Source organism: Streptococcus sinensis (assembly GCF_000767835.1).
Classification (GTDB): Bacteria; Bacillota; Bacilli; order Lactobacillales; family Streptococcaceae; genus Streptococcus; species Streptococcus sinensis.
Map to the genome: position 1 here is coordinate 1 of NZ_JPEN01000063.1, position 18,232 is coordinate 18,232.

At 45.5% G+C, this 18,232-nt stretch carries 15 protein-coding genes and 2 pseudogenes; 5 read left to right on the plus strand and 12 right to left on the minus strand.

Features of this window, described 5'->3' with window-relative positions:
- Positions 1–126: pseudogene (locus SSIN_RS11140) on the plus strand (IS481 family transposase); the annotation flags it as partial.
- A gap of 611 nt (positions 127–737) precedes the next feature.
- Here SSIN_RS11140 and SSIN_RS05010 read toward each other — a convergent pair.
- Both SSIN_RS05010 and tgt read right to left on the minus strand, forming a co-directional pair.
- The gene (locus tag SSIN_RS05010; RefSeq protein ID WP_037616438.1) at positions 738–2,555 is read right to left on the minus strand and encodes an acyltransferase family protein; all 1,818 of its coding nucleotides are present in this window, start codon (positions 2,553–2,555) and stop codon (positions 738–740) included.
- 295 nt (positions 2,556–2,850) lie between these two features.
- Positions 2,851–3,993 (minus strand): tRNA guanosine(34) transglycosylase Tgt, encoded by a 1,143-nt coding sequence (gene tgt / locus SSIN_RS05015; RefSeq protein WP_037616439.1) that lies wholly within the window; start codon positions 3,991–3,993, stop codon positions 2,851–2,853.
- A gap of 147 nt (positions 3,994–4,140) precedes the next feature.
- On the opposite strand from tgt, the gene SSIN_RS05020 reads away from it, so the two are divergent.
- Complete coding sequence (locus SSIN_RS05020) at positions 4,141–4,980, plus strand: DUF975 family protein (RefSeq protein ID WP_037616441.1); 840 nt, start codon at positions 4,141–4,143, stop codon at positions 4,978–4,980.
- A gap of 42 nt (positions 4,981–5,022) precedes the next feature.
- On the opposite strand, the gene SSIN_RS05025 is transcribed toward SSIN_RS05020, so the two are convergent.
- The 3 genes from SSIN_RS05025 to polA all read right to left on the minus strand — a co-directional run bounded on the left by SSIN_RS05025 (position 5,023) and on the right by polA (position 8,760).
- On the minus strand, positions 5,023–5,526 hold the full coding sequence (locus SSIN_RS05025; protein ID WP_037616443.1) for a kinase: 504 nt from the start codon (positions 5,524–5,526) through the stop codon (positions 5,023–5,025).
- Positions 5,527–5,964, minus strand: coding sequence for a CoA-binding protein (locus tag SSIN_RS05030; protein WP_037616446.1), 438 nt, complete (start codon positions 5,962–5,964; stop codon positions 5,527–5,529).
- A gap of 153 nt (positions 5,965–6,117) precedes the next feature.
- A complete protein-coding gene (polA, locus tag SSIN_RS05035) occupies positions 6,118–8,760 on the minus strand; it encodes a DNA polymerase I (RefSeq protein WP_037616449.1) in 2,643 nt (880 codons plus the stop codon).
- 98 nt (positions 8,761–8,858) lie between these two features.
- Between polA and SSIN_RS05040 the strand changes: the two genes are divergently transcribed.
- Both SSIN_RS05040 and SSIN_RS05045 read left to right on the plus strand, forming a co-directional pair.
- Entirely contained in the window at positions 8,859–9,401 is a 543-nt protein-coding gene (locus SSIN_RS05040) for a histidine phosphatase family protein (protein WP_037616450.1), read from the plus strand.
- Between the two features lie 92 nt (positions 9,402–9,493).
- A complete protein-coding gene (locus SSIN_RS05045) occupies positions 9,494–9,979 on the plus strand; it encodes a YcxB family protein (protein ID WP_037616452.1) in 486 nt (161 codons plus the stop codon).
- Positions 9,980–10,026: 47 nt separating this feature from the next.
- On the opposite strand, the gene SSIN_RS05050 is transcribed toward SSIN_RS05045, so the two are convergent.
- The 5 genes and pseudogenes from SSIN_RS05050 to SSIN_RS05065 all read right to left on the minus strand — a co-directional run bounded on the left by SSIN_RS05050 (position 10,027) and on the right by SSIN_RS05065 (position 14,916).
- Complete coding sequence (locus SSIN_RS05050) at positions 10,027–10,641, minus strand: HAD-IA family hydrolase (protein ID WP_037616454.1); 615 nt, start codon at positions 10,639–10,641, stop codon at positions 10,027–10,029.
- On the minus strand, positions 10,638–11,915 hold the full coding sequence (locus SSIN_RS05055) for an MATE family efflux transporter (RefSeq protein ID WP_037616456.1): 1,278 nt from the start codon (positions 11,913–11,915) through the stop codon (positions 10,638–10,640). Before SSIN_RS05055 ends, SSIN_RS05050 begins: the two co-directional genes overlap by 4 nt.
- 108 nt (positions 11,916–12,023) lie before the next feature.
- Positions 12,024–13,508 (minus strand): threonine synthase, encoded by a 1,485-nt coding sequence (gene thrC / locus SSIN_RS05060; RefSeq protein ID WP_037616459.1) that lies wholly within the window; start codon positions 13,506–13,508, stop codon positions 12,024–12,026.
- Positions 13,509–13,830: 322 nt separating this feature from the next.
- Positions 13,831–13,962, minus strand: a pseudogene (locus SSIN_RS11035) (V-type ATP synthase subunit A); the annotation flags it as partial.
- A gap of 258 nt (positions 13,963–14,220) precedes the next feature.
- Entirely contained in the window at positions 14,221–14,916 is a 696-nt protein-coding gene (locus tag SSIN_RS05065; protein WP_037616461.1) for a GNAT family N-acetyltransferase, read from the minus strand.
- Positions 14,917–15,308: 392 nt separating this feature from the next.
- Here SSIN_RS05065 and SSIN_RS05070 point away from each other — a divergent pair, with 392 nt between their 5' ends.
- Positions 15,309–16,154 carry a MurR/RpiR family transcriptional regulator gene (locus SSIN_RS05070; RefSeq protein WP_037616462.1) on the plus strand — a complete coding sequence of 282 codons (846 nt, stop codon included), beginning with the start codon at positions 15,309–15,311 and terminating at the stop codon, positions 16,152–16,154.
- Positions 16,155–16,383: 229 nt separating this feature from the next.
- Here SSIN_RS05070 and SSIN_RS05075 read toward each other — a convergent pair whose 3' ends face one another.
- Together SSIN_RS05075 and SSIN_RS05080 are read right to left on the minus strand one after the other, a co-directional pair.
- Positions 16,384–17,268, minus strand: a complete 885-nt coding sequence (locus SSIN_RS05075) for an ROK family protein (RefSeq protein WP_037616464.1) — start codon at positions 17,266–17,268, stop codon at positions 16,384–16,386.
- 18 nt (positions 17,269–17,286) lie between these two features.
- Positions 17,287–18,204, minus strand: a complete 918-nt coding sequence (locus tag SSIN_RS05080; RefSeq protein WP_037616467.1) for a dihydrodipicolinate synthase family protein — start codon at positions 18,202–18,204, stop codon at positions 17,287–17,289.
- Positions 18,205–18,232 lie beyond the last annotated feature (28 nt).

Sequence of the window (18,232 nt, forward strand, 5' to 3'; positions counted from 1 at the left end):
GTTGAATTTACACACTTTAGAGAGACCAAGCAAGCCCATCCGCTTGACCTTCTTTGTGAGGAGTTGGGGATTGAGCATAAGTGTATCAAACCTCGAACACCTCGACACAATGGCAAGGTAGAACGAAGCCATCGCAATGACAATAAACGATNATGCAAACTTTAAACTGGATGTCACCTATCGAAATAAGAAAAACGAGTCTGGGACAAAACTCTTGTAGAAGGTATAAAAAACGAACAAAGATGGATTTTCAAAGTTTCGAAGTCCATCTTTGTTCGTTTTAATTTCAGTTTTTTCATTAAATTTATAGTAGATAATAAAGAATTTCTAAAACGAAAATCTTTTTGTCCCAGACTCGAATACCATATCAAGTTTTTTGATAACTTTCGTTTGGTCTCACATCATTGACAAACGTACATTTGAGCAAGTTTTTTTAATTTTTTATTTGAAAACGTTCCCTTTTCTTATTGATCTTTTATCATCCTATGGAAAATCAAGAAAGTGGAAATTGAAAACCCTATTAGTCGTAACGATAAACACAAAAAATCAAGTCTCATTTAACATGAGGCTTGATTTTTACAAATCATTTTTTCTTGATATAAAAGTAGGTAGAATTACTTGGTAAGAAGACAAACTAACCCTTCCATTCTTAAAGTCAGTTTGTTTCCTACTGGCTTAGTTAAAGGACTTGTATAGATTTTTTAACCGCAAGGATGACGCCCCCATGCCTCAGGAACTTATTTGTGCTTTACAGGTCCATCTGCTGCTTTTGCGACAGCCTTTTGGATTTGCTGCGCATAGAGCCGACCACCCGCAGCAATCGTGTCTGCATCTTCTCCAAAGTGGATATGATCACTACCCACCCAGATTTCTGGATGCTCCTTGGCAGCAGCGTTCCAGTCGGCAATGGTGACGTAAGCATATTTCTTGGCCAACTCTCTGGCATATTGTGCATGCTTTTCGGCGACAGGATTGTCATATTTGTCTGAGTTACCATCGTAAGGAGTTACCAGAATAAGCCGGTGTCCCTTCGGTAGGGCCTTGACCAACTCATTCAGTTCTTCTTCGTAGTTAAAGACAATATTAACACCGGTTGCTACCACGACGGTCTTGAGCAAGCCGCCAGCTGCAGCATTATTGCTCAGAATTTCACGAGCCTGAGCTGTGTTGCGACTGCCTTGGGCATCGACTTGTGCATCTGGCAGAACTTCCTTAAGCGGGGTGCTAGCCCGCAAGGTCACGGAATCACCAATAATCGTCACACCATCTGCAATATTGTATTTACTGGCTTCTCCTTTTTCTGCAAGACTTTTAGTCTGATTTAGCTTGGCGTCTGCCTGATGAAGGCCATTGACTAGCATATCTGTCTCAAAGGCCCCAATCTTCGGAGCGAGTCCAATAGCCAACAGGCTGATGAGAAACAAAACTACCGAACTGATTGCCAAGACCTTTTTCAACTGCGGAAAATGCAAGTCCCAATCGAGAAAAGCAGGGGATTTCCCAGCAATGATTGGCTCAATAACATAAAAGGACAGGCCGGCAAAAGCAAGGGAAAGAAGACTTGTTAACATCACCGCAGGCAGATTGCCCATCAGTTGTGAAAAAATTGTGTAGAAAGGCCAGTGGAAAAGATAGACTCCATAACTCGTATCAGCAATCACTGTTAAAACCAGCGGTTCTTTTAGGTCAGGAGTCTTCTCATGCAAGACCCGTGTGGCCAATATCATAGCCGCCGCTGACAAACTGGCCAAAAGAAAGCCAAATAAATAGGTAAAAAGCGAATCAAACTTGACCCAAAGCATCATCACGACTAAGAGACCCGCTCCCGCTGCAAAGACCAGACAAGCTTCTCGCAAAGGCCAAGAGCGAATCACTTTCTTTAACAAGCCTGTCGTCTGTTTGATACCAGTCAGGGTCGCTAGAATACTACCGACAAAGAAGGGATAAATGTGAGTCCATGTTGAGAAATAAAGCCCCGAAAAACTGAGTCCTAAAAGGCCGCCAATAAACATACTGAGAAAGCTGATAAGCAAGCCCAACGAAGACAGCAAAAAGATGCTGCCCCTCAGCTGACCGGCTGTTTTGCAGTATTTGGCCAAGTACCAGACAGCCAGCCCCCAAAGTAGATAATAATGAACCTCTACAGCCAGACTCCAGTTATGAACAAATAAATGTGGGATAAACTGGGCCTCGTAGCTTCCACCCGTCATCATTTCATAAAAATTGGTCACAAAGCCCATGACTGCCGCAATCTGCGTTCCGATACCGGCCACAAAATCCCGTCGAATCAAAAAGGTAAAGGGCATGACCACCAATACCATGACAATGACAGGGGGAACAATCCGATAAAAACGCCGGCGAAAGAAGGCTAGAAGCTCTATTTTTTTACTCCGAGAAAACTCATCAACCAAGAGCGCTGTAATCAGGAAACCCGAAAAGGTGAAAAAGACATCTACGCCGAGAAATCCCCCGGGGAATAACTTTTGAAAAAAGTGATACAAGAGAACCAGCAATAAGCCTGTCACTCGAACCATTGAAAACCATTTGATACGCATATTTCTCCTGCATCCTTTTCACTACTGCTGCAGACCGACCAACTCCCGCAAGCCTACATTACTACTGAGTTTAGCAGGCCAAAAATTCTGTTAATTGCTGCATTTAGCAACGTTGCTATAAAATCTATTTTATTCTATTTTACCAAAAAATAGGCCAAAAAAACCAAAAGACCTGGAATTTTATTTCCCAAGTCCATTGCTTATTTTATCTATTTTAAAGTTCTCTCCAGCCTGGCTGATGAGAAAATTCACAAGGTGTGCTTTTGGCCGTCTGATAGATAGGCGGTCAATCTTTCTAGAAATTTCTCTTGGAGCGGTTGTAGCCATAGCGCTCGACAAAGTCTTCGCGGAATTCCAGCAGATTATCATCCATGATAGCTTGGCGAACCTTCTTCATGAGATTTACTAAGAAATAGAGGTTGTGATAGCTGGTCAATCGGAGACCAAAGGTTTCATCAGCCTTGAGCAGGTGGCGGATATAGGCGCGCGTGTAGTTTGTACAAGTGTAGCAATCACAGTCGTGATCCAGCGGCGTAAAATCTTCCTCAAACTGGGCATTTTTGACAACCAGACGTCCCTCGCTGGTCATACAGGTACCATTTCGGGCAATCCGAGTCGGCAGAACGCAGTCAAACATATCCACCCCGCGGATAACACCGTCAATCAAGCTATCTGGCGCTCCAACTCCCATGAGATAGCGGGGCTTGTTTTCAGGCAGCAAGGGCGTTGTGAAATCCAGCACCGCATTCATCTCTTCGTGAGACTCTCCGACAGCCAGACCTCCGATAGAGTAGCCTGGGAAATCCATGCTGACTAAATCCTGGGCAGACTGGCGGCGTAAATCTTCAAAGCCAGCGCCCTGAACAATCCCAAAGAGGCCTTGGTCGTGCGGACGGCTGTGGGCCTTGAGTCCACGCTCTGCCCAACGGCTAGTCCGCTCGATGGACTTCTTGACATAGTCATAAGGCTGGTAGAACTGCGGGCACTCATCAAAGGACATCATAATGTCACTGCCCAGATTGTTCTGGATGGCGATAGCCTTTTCTGGCGACAGGAACATCTTGGAACCATTAAGATGGTTTTTGAAAGTCACCCCTTCTTCTGTGATGTTGCGGCTGTCAGCTAGAGAATAAACCTGAAAACCGCCACTATCGGTCAGAATAGGCTGGTCCCAGTTCATGAACTTGTGCAGGCCACCTGCACGGGCAATCAGCTCATCACCCGGCCGCAACCAGAGGTGGTAGGTATTGGCCAAGATGATACCAGAACCCATTTGCTTGAGCTCTTCTGGCGACTGGGTCTTGACCGTAGCTTGAGTGCCGACCGGCATAAACATAGGTGTTGGGAAGGTTCCATGGGGCGTGATAATCTCGCCCAAGCGCGCACCTGTGTGCTTTTCTTTTTTGATTAAACGATATTGAATCGGTGATGTTGACATGTTTCCTCCTGCTAGGAAAGACAGTCCCAGCTATTTTCTTCTATAAAATAAGCGACAAGCGCTCATAAGATACCGTATGATTTTACCAAAAAAAGTCTCGTCTGTCACGATATGTGGTATAATAAAAATCATGAAATGGAGGTCTGTATGAATTTAAGCGAAATCCGTGCCCAGGCACGCACTATCCGAAATCAAACCAATGGCATTTTCTCGCTCTTTGCTATTCCAACTCTGGTAACCATTTTATCTACCTATCTATCTCCCAACCGTCATCTGGAGGAGATTATTCCCCAGTTGGAAGTCAATCAGGCCTTTGTTGTGATTTTTGGTCGCCAGATTTTCCCGCAAATCGTGGAATTTGTCATCGCCCTGCTCTTTTTATCGGCTAGCTTTAGCATGATAGAAGTTGTCCGAAAAAAACGCGATACGGTTGGTCTTGCTGATATTCGCCGAGTTTTTTCCGCAGAGCTTTTTTCACCGATTTTTATCACACAACTGACCAAGAGTATTCTTCTCTTGTTGTGGAATTCCATCAGCCTTGTTGGTTCCTTCTTTCTTGTCTTCAGCAGTTACAAGGTACTGGCTATTTATGAAAAAATCTCAGATTTGTCCCGATTGACGACTGATAGTCCTGAGGTAGAGCAAATCGTCAGCTATGCCCCGATGATGTTTCTCGGTACTCTCATCGTCTTGGCTGGTACGGCAGTATTCCTGATTGCCAACTACGCTTACTCTCAGACCGACTTCATCCTTTATGATCAACTGAGTACAGGCACTTACCAAGGTCCTTGGCAAATCATTACGCAAAGCAGACGCATGATGAAAGGCTATAAGTGGAAACGCTTCTTGCTGGATCTGAGCTTTATCGGTTGGTATATCCTGATCGGTATTACCCTGGGAATAGCTGGAGTCGTGGCCTATCCGTACATCACAACAGCTCGGGTGCTCTTTTATGAAAAACTGAAGGAAGAGAGAAAGCTGAGTTGATTGGCCATTCATGACTGTATTACAAAAGGTTGAGCTCAAATCTCAACCTTTTTCTCTATTCAAATCCTGAACAATCCGCTCAAAGGCTGCTTCTAGAGAATCTTCATTCCTAAAGAATGATTCCTCTTCCCAGCCTAAGAAATCTCGGTCTTTCCACCAGCGCTTCATGTCGGCTGGGGTAAATTCTTCTTGTTTAACTCTGGTCTGATGGCGGCGGACTGTTTCTTTAAAGGATAGGTCATAGTAGTAAGCAAAGACCTGCGGAGCGAAGATTTTTTTCAACCGCTCTAGCATCTGTCCGTAAATGTCCGTCTCATAAAACCCTTCTACCAGAACCAGCAAATCATGTTCGTAACCGAAGCGTGCCAATGTTTCCGTCAGGTCAATAGACAAATTTCCCGGCTCAACTTTTTCCTTGAGCATATCCCGTCTAACCGTATCCTGTGATATCAGGAGAGTTCCTCGACCATAGTGAGCCTGCAGTTTCTTAGACAGACTCGACTTGCCAGAACCCGAATTGCCACGGATGATAACTAACTTGGCCATTTATTCGCCTAGAATCAAGCGGGTATGCTCGCGTTTGATGCAGCGATCCATAACGATATCTTCGCGACCAGCTGCCCGCAAAATCTGCTCAGCTTCTTCATTTTCCAAGCCCAACTGAGCCCAGAAAATCTTGGCATCCGCTTCTAGAAAATCACGTGCCACATCTGGCAAAAACTCGCTACGACGGTAAACATCGACAATATCCACTGGGAAAGGAATATCTTTGAGACTGGCATAAACTGTTTCACCAAAAATCTGACTGCCCGCGGCCCGCGGATTTACCGGGATAATCCGATAGCCCCGCGCTTGCATCTCCTTGGACACACGGTTACTGGTTGTTTCCTCACGGTCAGACAGACCGACAACGGCAATCACCTTGCTGTTTTCCAGATAATGCTTGATAATCCCGTCACTGGGATTTTGAAAATGATAAGTCATAGATTCCTCCTAATTCATAATAAAGCTGGATATTTGTATCTTAACTGAATCCGGGCTAAACACTGTGTGAAAAAGATAATCCGTTCTAGGAGCATCGCTCCTTCGTCCGGATTCCTAATTTTCAGTTGGTTTTGACGCTCTTTGTATCTTGTTTTATTTCGCCTCGTACCAAGTTTGGCCGGCATTTTCATCAGCTACTAGTGGAACGGCCAATTCAATTGCAGCCTCCATGGTTTCTTTGACTAGCTGGCAGACAGCCGCTAACTCTTCATTTGGCACTTCCAGCACGATTTCATCGTGCACCTGCAAGAGCATGCGAGACTTAAAATTCTTCTCTGCCAGAGCTCGATCCAGATTAATCATAGCGACTTTGAGAATATCTGCGGCAGATCCTTGGATCGGGCTGTTAATAGCTGTGCGCTCCGCAAAATTTCGGATATTAAAGTTGCGGGAATTGATGTCCGGCAAGGAGCGACGACGATGGTAAATGGTCTCTACATAACCCTTATCACGCGCTTCGCGGACAATGGTTTCCATATAATTCTTGATTCCAGGGAAACGCTCAAAATAAGTCTGAATATAATCTTTGGCAGCCTTGCGGGAAATTCCCAAATTATTAGCCAGTCCGAAGTCGGAAATTCCATAGACTACTCCGAAGTTGACAGCCTTGGCATTGCGGCGATCATTAGGCGTTACATCCTCTGCCTTTTCAATACCAAAGACCCGCATGGCTGTAGCCGTGTGAATGTCTTCTCCATGCTGAAAGGCAGCAATCAGATGCTCGTCCTGCGAAATATGAGCCAGCACCCGCAGCTCAATTTGAGAATAATCCGAGCTGAGGAGTACGCTGTCTGCCCACTCAGGCACAAAGGCCTTGCGAATGAGGCGCCCCTGCTCCAGACGAACGGGGATATTTTGCAAATTCGGGTCAACCGAGGATAAACGGCCCGTCTGGGTCAGATCCTGCATATAGCGAGTATGAATCTTGCCGTCAGCCGCAATCGCCTCCTGCAGTCCGATGATGTAAGTGGACTGGAGCTTGCTGATTTGCCGGTATTCAAGGATTTTAGACACGATTGGTGCAATCGGCGCTAAGCGCTCCAGCACATCCACCGCTGTCGAGTAGCCTGTCTTGGTTTTTTTGGTGTACTCCAGCGGCAGCCCCATATCCTCAAAGAGAATGGTTCCCAGCTGTTTAGGAGAGTTGATATTAAACTCCTGACCAGCCAGCTTATAAATCTCCTGTGTCAGACTTTCCAGCGTTTTTTCATTTTCTGCCTGCATGCCCTGCAGGGTTTCCCGCTCAACCTTGATCCCCGCAATCTCCATCTTGGCTAGGACAAAGGCCAGAGGCTGCTCCATTTCAAGCAACAAATCCAGCTGATCGTGGGAACGAAGCTGTTCTTGCATCGGCTCTTCTGTTTCCAGCAGTACTTGGACCTTACGAGCTAGATGCTCAAAGAGCTGCTCTTGCTCCGGCAAAGCACGCTTGGCTCCCTTGCCATAAACCTCATCATCAGTCGGCAGAATTGTTTGGCCGTAGAGGCGAGCAATAGTCGCTAGCTCATTGTCCTCAACCGTCGAAAGCAGATATTTGGCTAGACGCGCATCAAAAGACGCTGCTGGCAGTTCAATCCCGTAATGACTGAGCAGTACCTTGGTCCGCTTGAGGTCGTAGGTTTTCAGAGCTGTTTTTGTCAAAAATTCCTGAAAGAGAGGTTGTTGCAGTAAATTGCTGGTGCCGACATAAATCTGACGGCTATCGCCCCAGGCAAGACCAACAATCTCTTCCTTGTGGTAGTTATCACCCAAGATTTCAAAATAGAAAAATTGCTCTGGTGCAAGCATATCCTCTGTGACCTCAGTCACTTTGGTAAATTCAATGGGTTTGACTTCTACCGGCTCTTGACCAGTTCCTAACTGCGCTTTGAGTTGCTTGAAACCCATCTCGTCATAGAACTTGCTCAGGGCCTCTACCTGCGGACCCTTATACACCAAATCATCCAGCCTGATTTCAATCGGAGCCTGAGTGTTAATAGTCACCAAAGTCTTGGACAAGAAGGCTTGTTCCTTGTCATTGATGAGATTTTCCTTCATCTTGGAAGCCTTGAGCTGGTCGATATTTTCATAGAGATTTTCCAAAGAGCCATACTCCAAGAGGAGCTTGAGACCAGTCTTCTCACCAATTTTGGTCACACCAGGGATATTATCTGACTGATCGCCCATCAGCGCCTTAAGGTCGATAAACTGCTCCGGTGTAATGCCCATCTTTTCCATGAGGTAGGCTGGGGTAAACTCTTCGAATTCGGCCACACCTTTCTTGGAAATCTCCACCACAGTATTATCATCCGTCAGCTGAATCAGGTCCTTATCTCCGCTGACAATGGTCACATCGTAAGGCACTGCTGTTTTTTCAGCCATCTTGTCCAAGGTCCCGATGATGTCATCTGCCTCGTACTGAGCCAAGTCGTAGTAGTGAATGCCTAGGTGCTGCAGCATTTCTCGGATAAAGGGCAGCTGCTCACGAAATTCATCCGGTGTCTTGGCCCGACCTGCCTTGTAGTCGGCGTACATCTCGGTCCGGAAGGTCGTCTTTCCAGCATCAAAAGCTACCAAGATATGGGTCGGCTGCACGCGCTCCATCAAGTGATTGAGCATAAGATGGAAGCCATAAATAGCATTGGTGTGCAGGCCAGACGGGCTCTTGAAACGGTCGATTTGATTATAGAGCGCAAAAAAAGCGCGAAAAGCAACGGACGAACCGTCGATTAATAATAACTTATTCTTATTTTCCATAGGTTTATTATAACACGAAAGGCAGACAAAGACAGAAAAGGTGGCGTGGAAAATAGGTAGAAAATGAATTGAGATTTAAATTTTGCTATAATCATCTTATGAACAATACCTACTATTTTATCCGCCATGCGCATTCTAACTATACACCTGATGAAATCAACCGACCATTATCAGACAAGGGACAAGAATCCTTGGCACAACTTGAATTTTTAGCAGACAAACCCATTACCGCCATTTATTCCAGCCCCTATCAAAGAGCCATCCAAACGGTTGAGCCTTTGGCTCAAAGCCTTAAACTCTCCATTCAAACCGACAAGCGCTTAGTAGAGCGAAAACTAAGCAGCCAAGTAATTACGGATCAAGACTTTGAAAAGCGCCTCAGGCGACTTTGGTCACAACCAACATTTTCACTTGTTGATGGTGAGTCCAATCAACAAGCTCAACAGCGTGCCTTAGCTCTTCTTCATGAGCTAGAAAGCAAACATCAAAACGAAGAAATTATCATCAGTTCCCACGGCAATCTGATTTGCATCTTGCTGAGCGCATTTGACTCCAGCATTGATTATGACTTCTGGCGCAGCCTAAGTATGCCAGATGTACTGGTTTTAGATAAAAATGGGAATATCTCTCGCCTTCTCTAAAAGAAACCTCCCTTGCCTCGTATCGCCTAGTAAGGGGCAGCTATATCTTATCGCTCTTCTATGGTATAATAATAAAAACTAGGAGGTAAAAGATGTTCCCAATAACCATTCCAACTCTTGTGACTGAGGAAGTCTATCAACGATTTGCATGGTCTGTTTTCATACGTGGAAAAGGATTTTTACTAAATATTCTCATCTTTATAGGAATCCTGGCTCTCTATCTAACCTTCCTACCTGAAAACCTGAGGCGTTTTTCTTTCTTTACCGTGCTATTTACATCTTTGATTATATTCCCAGTAATGTACTTTGGCACGGACTTTCAGATAAAGAAAGCCTATCAAAAAACTCCTTTCTGGAAGGATATGGAGCAAACTCTTATATTTGAGAAAGATAAATTTTCTGTGAAAAGCAAACGAGGAGAGTTTCTTTATAGCTATGATGATATCGTCAAAGTTTTTAATACCAAGGAAGATTTTTATATCATGTTGGGGCCAAATGTCGGCATTCCTATAGAAAAAAAGAACTGCACTCCCGAGGCGCTTGAGTTCTTGCTAGAACTTCACATTGAGCATATGTAAAAGAAAAAGCAGGCTAGACTGACAGTAAATCAGTTCTGGTCTGCTTTTTATCTTGTAAATAATTGCTTGATATCCATCAACTTCTCTATTTTCTGATTGATTTCCGGTCGGTAGTCACAGAAGTTAATGCTCTGGATGCCACTGTTAACAGCAACATCCACATCCAGCGTCCGGTCGCCGATATAGTAAGTCTCCTGCTTGTCCAGACCATATTTCTCAACTAAATAGTCAACACCCTCTGGGTGGGGCTTGCGTTCAAAACCGTTGGCAGTTGTGATGATTTCTGTAAAATAGTCATGGATACCCAAGTCTTGCAGGATATGATGGGCATTGAGTCCCTTGTGGGTATAGACAAACTGGGCAATGCCCTGCTCTTCACCCCAGGCCAGAATCTCTGCCGCTCCTTTCATCAGATGGACCTGAGCATTCTTTTCCTTTAGACTTGCTCCACGAAAGACATTCATCTCGGCAGCGTCCAGACCTTTCTCAGATGCCACTTCCTCCAAGAGCTTCTGGACAGAGTGCTTTAGGATATAGCTGTGAATACTAGCCCTGTCGAAGTCCAAATCATAGTGAGCATAGGTTTCCTCAATTCCCGCCAAAATAGCATCGTAGGAGTCCAGCAAGGTGCCGTCCAAATCCCAAATAAAAGTTGTTGTCATGTGATTTTCCTCATTTTCCTATGATATAAGGTTTTTAAAAGCAGCCAGCGGAAGCCATTGTCCAAAAGAGTGCCGACCCAAACTCCAGCCAGACCCCAGCCACAAGTCACGCCCAGCAAATAGCCAGCGATAATCCGGATCAACCACATACCCATCGTCGTAGCATAAAAGGGTAGTCTGGCATTGCCCATCCCCTGCCAAACCGCTGTGTAAATCACAGTTCCTACTGTCATGGGAGTGCCCAGCAAGGAAAAGAATATGACTAAAAGACTGGCTGCAAGAGCTCCGCTATTGTCCGTATAAAGCAAGGTCAGCGGCCGACCAAGGGCGAAAATCCCTAAAGCCAAGGGCAGCATGCAAGCAAAAGACAGCCAAAAACTCCGCTGACGAATCCGACCGACCGCTTGCATATCTCCCTCGCCAACCGCATGGGCTGCCAGCATGACCGTTGCTGTCGCGACCCCGAAGGCTGGCATGTAGTTAAACTGGGTCAGGACTTCACCGATAGCATTCCCCGCTACCGCATCCGTCCCAAAGGTAACCACAATGGCGATAATAACTACATCACCCGCCCGCATCATGAGCCGCTCTCCAGCAGCCGGCAGAGACAGGCGCAAGAGCTCTCCATCTAAGCCCCAGCTCCAGCGGATCGTGGACAAATCCAGCTCCCGCCAGAGAATCAGCACACCCACCAACCGAGCCAGCACCGTTCCTAGCGCTACACCGACAATACCCAGCTGAAAGACATAAATGCCCAGACTGGAAAAGAGGGCATTGAGGACGTTGGTCAGAAGACTGACATACATGGGAACTCTTGGATTGCGTGTGACCCGAACCAGAGCTCCGAAGGAAGTCATCAAGCCCAACAAGACAATAGTCCCACCAACCAGAGCCAGATAAAGACCGCCTGCTTCAGCCACCGCCTTTTCTGTCCCTAGAAGATCCAGCATCTGCCTGCCAAAGAGCAGAGAAATCAGGCCTAAAAGAGCACTCAGAAGCAGCGTCAGCTTGATAGCCTCAGCTGTATGATAGGCCAAACACTCCTTGTCCCCTTGCGCCAGAGTCTTGGAAATGAGACTGGAAATAGCAGCCCCCAGAGCGATGAAGATTGCCTGATAAATAGTAATGATGTTGCCGGCCACCGAAACACCAGAGATAGCGATCAGCCCAAGACTGGCCACCAGATAACTGTCGACCATTCCCATGAGCATCTGCAAAAAGTTCTCCGCCATAGCCGGCAAGGCGATATGCATGATTTTTTTATAAGTCGTCATAGAGAAAATTCTTCCTTTTAAGCATCAGCTACATCACTTTCTTTCATTGGACGTCCTAAGAAAAAATCAGCCAGATATCCAGCTGATTTTAGGCTTTTTAAGCAAACTTTACAATCCTAAATAATCCTCGACTGCTGCCTGCATTTGGTCTGCAGCGACCGTCGTTTTGTGGCGAACGGGGGCTGTTTCTAAGCCGTCCACAGCTGGTGGCAGGGCTACACCAGAAAGTTTGTGCAGTTGGTCCAAAGCCTCAAAGTCACTGAGTCCTGTTTGACCAGTCACAGCCTCAACGGCCACAACTGGGAATTTATAAGGACTAGCGGTAGATGCGATAACCGTCTTACGCTGATCCTCTGTCTCTGCCAGATATTTTTGATAAACAGCAGAGGCAACGGCCGTATGGGGGTCTTCGATGTAGTTAGAGGTTTGATAGATCCGCTTGATTTCAGCTGCTGTTTCTTCTTCTGTCGCATAGTCAGCCGCAAAGAGCTCTAAAATCTCAGTGTCAAAGTCCGTCAGTTCATACTGTCCATGCTCATTCAGAGCAGCCATCAGAGCAGCTGTTTTCTCTGCATTGTTCCCAGAAAGATGGAAAATCAAACGCTCCAAGTTAGATGACACCAGAATATCCATAGATGGACTAGACGTCACCTTGAAGCTCCGCTTCTTGTCATAAACCTGAGTCTTGAAGAAGTCTGTCAGGACATTGTTTTCATTCGATGCGCAAATCAGCTTGCCAACCGGCAGACCGATTTGCTTGGCATAGTAGGCCGCCAGGATATTACCAAAGTTCCCAGTCGGAACGGTAAAGTTGACCTTGTCTCCTGCTGTGATTTCTCCCGTCTTCACTAGCTGGGCATAGGCATAGACATAGTAGACAATCTGAGGCACCAAACGGCCGATATTCATGGAGTTGGCTGATGAAAACTGCAGTTTGCGCTCCAAGAGACGAGCTCGTAGGTCTGTGTCATTGAACATGTGCTTGACATTGGTCTGGGCATCATCAAAGTTGCCATCAATGGCCACCACATGCGTATTGGCACCTGTCTGCGTAGTCATTTGCAGCTCTTGGACCTTGCTGACACCGTCTTTCGGATAAAAGACGATAATCTCAGTCCCAGGAACATCCGCAAAGCCTGCCATAGCTGCCTTGCCTGTGTCGCCAGAAGTCGCCGTCAAAATGACAATTTTGTTTTCCAAGCCGTGCTTTTTGGCTGCGGTTGTCATCAAGTGAGGCAGAATAGACAAAGCCATATCCTTGAAGGCAATGGTTGCTCCGTGGAAAAGCTCTAGATTATACTGACCATCCAGCTTGACTAAGGGAGCAATAGCCGCATCATCAAACTTGCTGTCGTAGGCATGGTTGATACAGTGGTCCAATTCTTCTTCGGAAAAATCATCCAAAAATGCGGACAAAACCAGCTTGGCTACTTCCTGGTAAGAAGCGTCTTTGAGCTTGGCAAAGTCTAAATCGACCTGCGGATAGGTAATAGGCGTAAACAGACCGCCGTCTGTTGCCAAGCCTTGCAGAATCGCCTGGCTAGCTGTTACTCTATTCTTTTCGTCGCGTGTTGATTGATAAACTAAGGTCATTCTCTCTCATCCTTTATCTGTAGTTCGTTTTATTATACCAAAATTTTTCAGAAAATTCTCGCTTTTTATCAAAATTAAAAAGCAAAAAGAGAAGAAGACTCCTCTCTTGAACACTATTTTCTTACTTCGTTACATCAACGAATCCTATCATTCCCGTTAAATAAGCCCTGAGCTGATCTTATATCTCCTATTTTTGCTGTAAACTTTTAACGATTTTGCCATCTTACTTCACCTTCATCATCTGAACTAGCCTTTCCCATTCGACTTCTTCGAGCCTCATTTTGATGTAGTAGGTGATTTCTTTGAGGTCAGAAATAGTCTAACGACGGGTTTTCTCGATTTCACCAATCGGAGCCAAATCACCGCTCCAGCTGACGTCCTGAATATTCGCTTCCTGCATCCTTGATGCCGCCACCAGAGAACCAAAAATGTTGATAATCTTTCCTTGATTCACAATCTTCCTTCATTCTTGAGAGATTTTTGTTGCTACTCAACAAAAATCAAAGAGCAAACTAGGAAGCTAGCCGCAGATAGTTTAAAACACCGTTTTGAGATTGTAGCTGAAACTTCTGCAAGGAAGTATTAAAAGTACGACAAAGCAATACAAACATGATGGTTTGAATTTGTTTTTTGAAGAGTAGTATTTTGATTCTTGCCGCGAGTTAGAAATCCTTCTTAGCTCGGTCTACAGCAAGGATTACTGCTTCTTATTTTAAAAATCAGACAAGGCTTTTATTTGCTGCCCGTTTTCATCGAAATTGTCTGGGCTCAGCCATTTTTCTAGACGACTCTTGACGGCCGGCCAATCGCTGTCAATCATGGACAGCCAGTCAGTGTCTCGGTTGCGCCCCTTATAAACAACTGCCTGACGAAAAGTGCCCTCGTAGGTAAAACCAAGCCTTTCTGCTGCGCGCCTTGAAGGCTGATTGAGTGCATCGCATTTCCATTCGTAGCGGCGATACTCCAACTCTTCAAAGACATAGCGCGCCAGCAAGTACTGGGCTTCCGTAGCCAGTCTGGTGCGCTTTAGCTTGGGCGAATAGGTCACAGACCCCACCTCAATGACACGGTTGCCTCGGTCAATCCTCATTAAAGCGAAAGTTCCCAGCGCCTTGCCACTCTCCTTGTCCACAATGGCATAGTAAAAACGATCTGGAGCTGCCAGCATCTGATCTAGCACGGCCGACCACTCATCCTGACTTTGAACAGGATTTTGAAAGAGATAGGTCCACATATCAGCAGGCGAATCCAGACCGTACAATTCATATAAATCCGCCCCATGCTTGTCCTTGGACAGACGCTCAATAACAGCATACCGCCCTTCTATACGCTCCAGGTTGGGCAATTCCCCCAGCTTAAAATGCGGCAGAGCATCCCCGATGGGCTGCCCGAATTCATTCATTTTCATAAACACCTCACAATATAGTTCTACTGATTTCCACAAGTTGGACAAAAAATATTTGAAAGAATTGGAAGCTGCATTTTTTCAAGATGCGCATTTGCCATTGATTTCACTATCTCTTTCATTTCCCAAAACAGCTGTGAATTCTTCCTGTGTAAATTATAACACTTTTCAAGCTATTCGTCGTGGTCTTGCCGTTGTTTTGCTTGTCTACTGAAGATAGGATTCAAGGAAGTTTATTAATGAGAACCCGCTAAAGAATGAGGCGCAGATAAACACTACTTCCCCTAGTATTTTCCAGTTCTGCATTACTTTATTCTTACGGAGCTATGTTATAATGGAGATATGTTCTGTAAAACATTTATCCTATAATATTATTAGCGAAGAAAGTAACAACTATGGAAAATAATCAAAATATCTTAACGATAATTGAAAGTTCTTTTGATAGTATGACGGACTTAGAAAAACGAATTGCCAACTACTTCCTGAACCCTAACAGTGTCTACGACGACTTGTCTTCTCTTCAGGTAACTCACACTCTGCACATTTCACAAGCAGCCTTGACCCGCTTTGCTAAAAAATGCGGGTTTAAGGGCTATCGGGAATTTAATTTCCAATACCTTCACCAGTTGCAGGGCCATGAAGAGAAAGTCGAAAATCTACAACATGATCTATCTCGCCACGTTTTACGCAGCTATGCACAAATCCGCCAGCAAACCGAAGAATTGGTCGACGAAGGGAAGCTACAACGAGTAGCTCAACTGATTGAGGAAGCCGATCGTGTTTATTTCTTTGGTACAGGCAGCTCTGGTCTAGTCGCTCGCGATATGAAGCTGCGCTTTATGCGGTTAGGAGTCGTCTGTGAGGCCTTGACTGACCCAGATGGTTTTGCTTGGACCAGCAGTATCCTAGATAAGAACTGTCTAGTTATCGGATTTTCTCTTTCCGGTCAGACGCTGTCTATCATTGACAGTCTGATTGATGCTCAAAAGATGGGAGCCCAAACAGTTCTAGTGACTGGCCAACCTCAGAAAGTCAAAAATGGATTTTCCGAAATCATTAGCGTTGCTATTCAAAGCAAACCGCAGTTTATCCAACGCATCTCAGCTCAATTTCCCATGTTGCTGATGATTGACATACTTTACGCCTTTTTCCTGGAAATTGACCGCGAGAGAAAGGAAAAAATCTTCAACAGTTACTGGGAAAACCACAAACTCAATGGGTATTACCGCAGACATCAATAAAATCCAGCAGAACCCTGTTGGATTTTTTGCATGTTCTTTACAGCCTTACTCTAAACAATGACTAAACTGGCTTAGAGTAAGATTCTGGTTGTACTGATTTCCTATGTAACTCCTTAAAATCTGAACCAGACCCAACTCACCCCAGCCACTTGAAAGTCGTCTAACTGTCGATGGAAGAAGCATTACTAAAACACAAGAAACCTGAGGTCACTCCCCAGGTTTACTTGGATTACTGATGTTTATTTTTAAAGTGGTAGTAGGCCCCAAACATGCCCGCTGTATTTTGGTGATAGGCAAAGGCTAGTTTGGTCTTCTCAGCTATGCTCGGCACCAGAGCAGCCTTGAGAGCCGCTTGAATACGCGGTCGGAGGATGGCCTCTTGCCCCATGATACCACCACCCAAGATGACGATTTCTGGATTGACGACATAGCAGATATTGGCAATGCCCTGCCCCAGATAGCCTACCATGCGGTCAATTCCTTTGATACAGAAGGTATTGCCCTCGGTCGCTTCTTTGAAAATCCTGCGGCCATTCCAGAGAGAGGGATCATCTCCGTGCAAGTCAGCGACATATTGGACCAAGGCTGTGGTCGAAGCCACATCCTGAAAGGCTCCATCCGGCAGGTGCAGATAGCCTACTTCGCAGGCTGAGTTACTAAAGCCGTGAAAAACTTGACCATCCGCTACTAGACAGCCTCCAATCCCTGTCCCAATCGTCAGACAGACAGCAATTTTTGCTCCTTTACCATGGCCAGACATGACCTCAGCCAGACCGGCACAGTTGACGTCATTCTCAATCTCGCAAGGGATAGAAAATTCCTCCTCCAAGGCCTTCTTAAATTGCGTCCCAGCATAGTTAGGAATCTGAGGACCAGCGTAAAAGATTTCTCCCTTGTCTGGGTCAACCATTCCAGCTGAGGAGATACAAATCCCCTCAATCGAACCAGTCTGCGCATAATCAGCAACTATCTTTTGAACCTTACGCATAATCTCTGGACCACCCTTATGGGCTTCCGTAGGTATTTCATGGGCTTCTACTAGCGTTTCTTTGTCGTCTATCAGGCCGTATTTGATATTGGTACCGCCAATATCAATCGTAACATAATTTCCCATAAGCATCCTTCTTTCTTTTTAGAGGAAGCGCTCCTTGGTCTCACAGATCAAGGCCGCTGCTGCTTCTACGACTGGACGGTCTGCTTCTACGACTGGTGTCAAAGGAGCACGGACAGATCCAATATTCAGGCCTTCGTTGAGTTTGAGAACCTCTTTGATAACAGCATACATATTGCCATGAGCACTGGTTAGCTTGCCGATAATGTCGTTAATGGCAAACTGCAGCTCTTTGGCTCTTTCTAGTTCCTTGTCTGCAATCAGCTGATTAAGCTTGAGGAAGAGCTCTGGCATAGCCCCGTAGGTGCCACCAATTCCAGCTGCAGCTCCCATGAGACGACCGCCCAAGAACTGCTCATCTGGACCGTTAAAGACCAAATGGTCACTGCCTCCAAGTGCTGCAAAAGTCTGGATATCCTGAACTGGCATAGAGGAATTTTTCACCCCAATCACGCGCTCATTTTTCAGCATTTCCTTATAAAGGCTCGGAGTCAGTGCTGCGCCAGCCAATTGCGGAATATTATAAATCACAAAATCAGTATATGGGGCAGCCGCACTGATATCATTCCAGTACTGAGCGACAGAGTATTCTGGCAGACGGAAATAAATCGGCGGAATAGCCGCAATGGCATCAACTCCTAGAGCTTCAGCGTGTTTGGCTAACTCAATACTGTCTTTAGTATTATTGCAGGCTACGTGAACAATGATGGTCAGTTTGCCCTTAGCAACTTTCATTACCTCTTCCAAAATTACTTTTCTGTCGGCCACGCTCTGGTAGATACATTCGCCTGACGAGCCGTTGACATAGAGACCTTGCACGCCCTTGTCGATGAAATACTCCACCAAAGCGCGAGTCCGCTCCGGGCTGATTTCACCCTCCTCGTCATAACAGGCATAAAAAGCCGGTATGACACCGTGATATTTCTTTAAATCTTTCATTTTCAAATTTTCTCCAAATGTACTAATT

Coding starts and splice junctions, on each gene's coding strand:
- SSIN_RS05010 (WP_037616438.1), bottom strand. CDS start 2,555: ATGCGTATCAAATGGTTTTCAATGGTTCGAGTGACAGGCTTATTGCTG.
- SSIN_RS05080 (WP_037616467.1), bottom strand. CDS start 18,204: ATGAAAGATTTAAAGAAATATCACGGTGTCATACCGGCTTTTTATGCC.
- SSIN_RS05065 (WP_037616461.1), bottom strand. CDS start 14,916: ATGAAAATGAATGAATTCGGGCAGCCCATCGGGGATGCTCTGCCGCAT.
- SSIN_RS05040 (WP_037616450.1), top strand. CDS start 8,859: ATGAACAATACCTACTATTTTATCCGCCATGCGCATTCTAACTATACA.
- tgt (WP_037616439.1), bottom strand. CDS start 3,993: ATGTCAACATCACCGATTCAATATCGTTTAATCAAAAAAGAAAAGCAC.
- thrC (WP_037616459.1), bottom strand. CDS start 13,508: ATGACCTTAGTTTATCAATCAACACGCGACGAAAAGAATAGAGTAACA.
- SSIN_RS05025 (WP_037616443.1), bottom strand. CDS start 5,526: ATGGCCAAGTTAGTTATCATCCGTGGCAATTCGGGTTCTGGCAAGTCG.
- SSIN_RS05075 (WP_037616464.1), bottom strand. CDS start 17,268: ATGGGAAATTATGTTACGATTGATATTGGCGGTACCAATATCAAATAC.
- SSIN_RS05020 (WP_037616441.1), top strand. CDS start 4,141: ATGAATTTAAGCGAAATCCGTGCCCAGGCACGCACTATCCGAAATCAA.
- SSIN_RS05050 (WP_037616454.1), bottom strand. CDS start 10,641: ATGACAACAACTTTTATTTGGGATTTGGACGGCACCTTGCTGGACTCC.
- SSIN_RS05030 (WP_037616446.1), bottom strand. CDS start 5,964: ATGACTTATCATTTTCAAAATCCCAGTGACGGGATTATCAAGCATTAT.
- SSIN_RS05070 (WP_037616462.1), top strand. CDS start 15,309: ATGGAAAATAATCAAAATATCTTAACGATAATTGAAAGTTCTTTTGAT.
- SSIN_RS05045 (WP_037616452.1), top strand. CDS start 9,494: ATGTTCCCAATAACCATTCCAACTCTTGTGACTGAGGAAGTCTATCAA.
- polA (WP_037616449.1), bottom strand. CDS start 8,760: ATGGAAAATAAGAATAAGTTATTATTAATCGACGGTTCGTCCGTTGCT.
- SSIN_RS05055 (WP_037616456.1), bottom strand. CDS start 11,915: ATGACGACTTATAAAAAAATCATGCATATCGCCTTGCCGGCTATGGCG.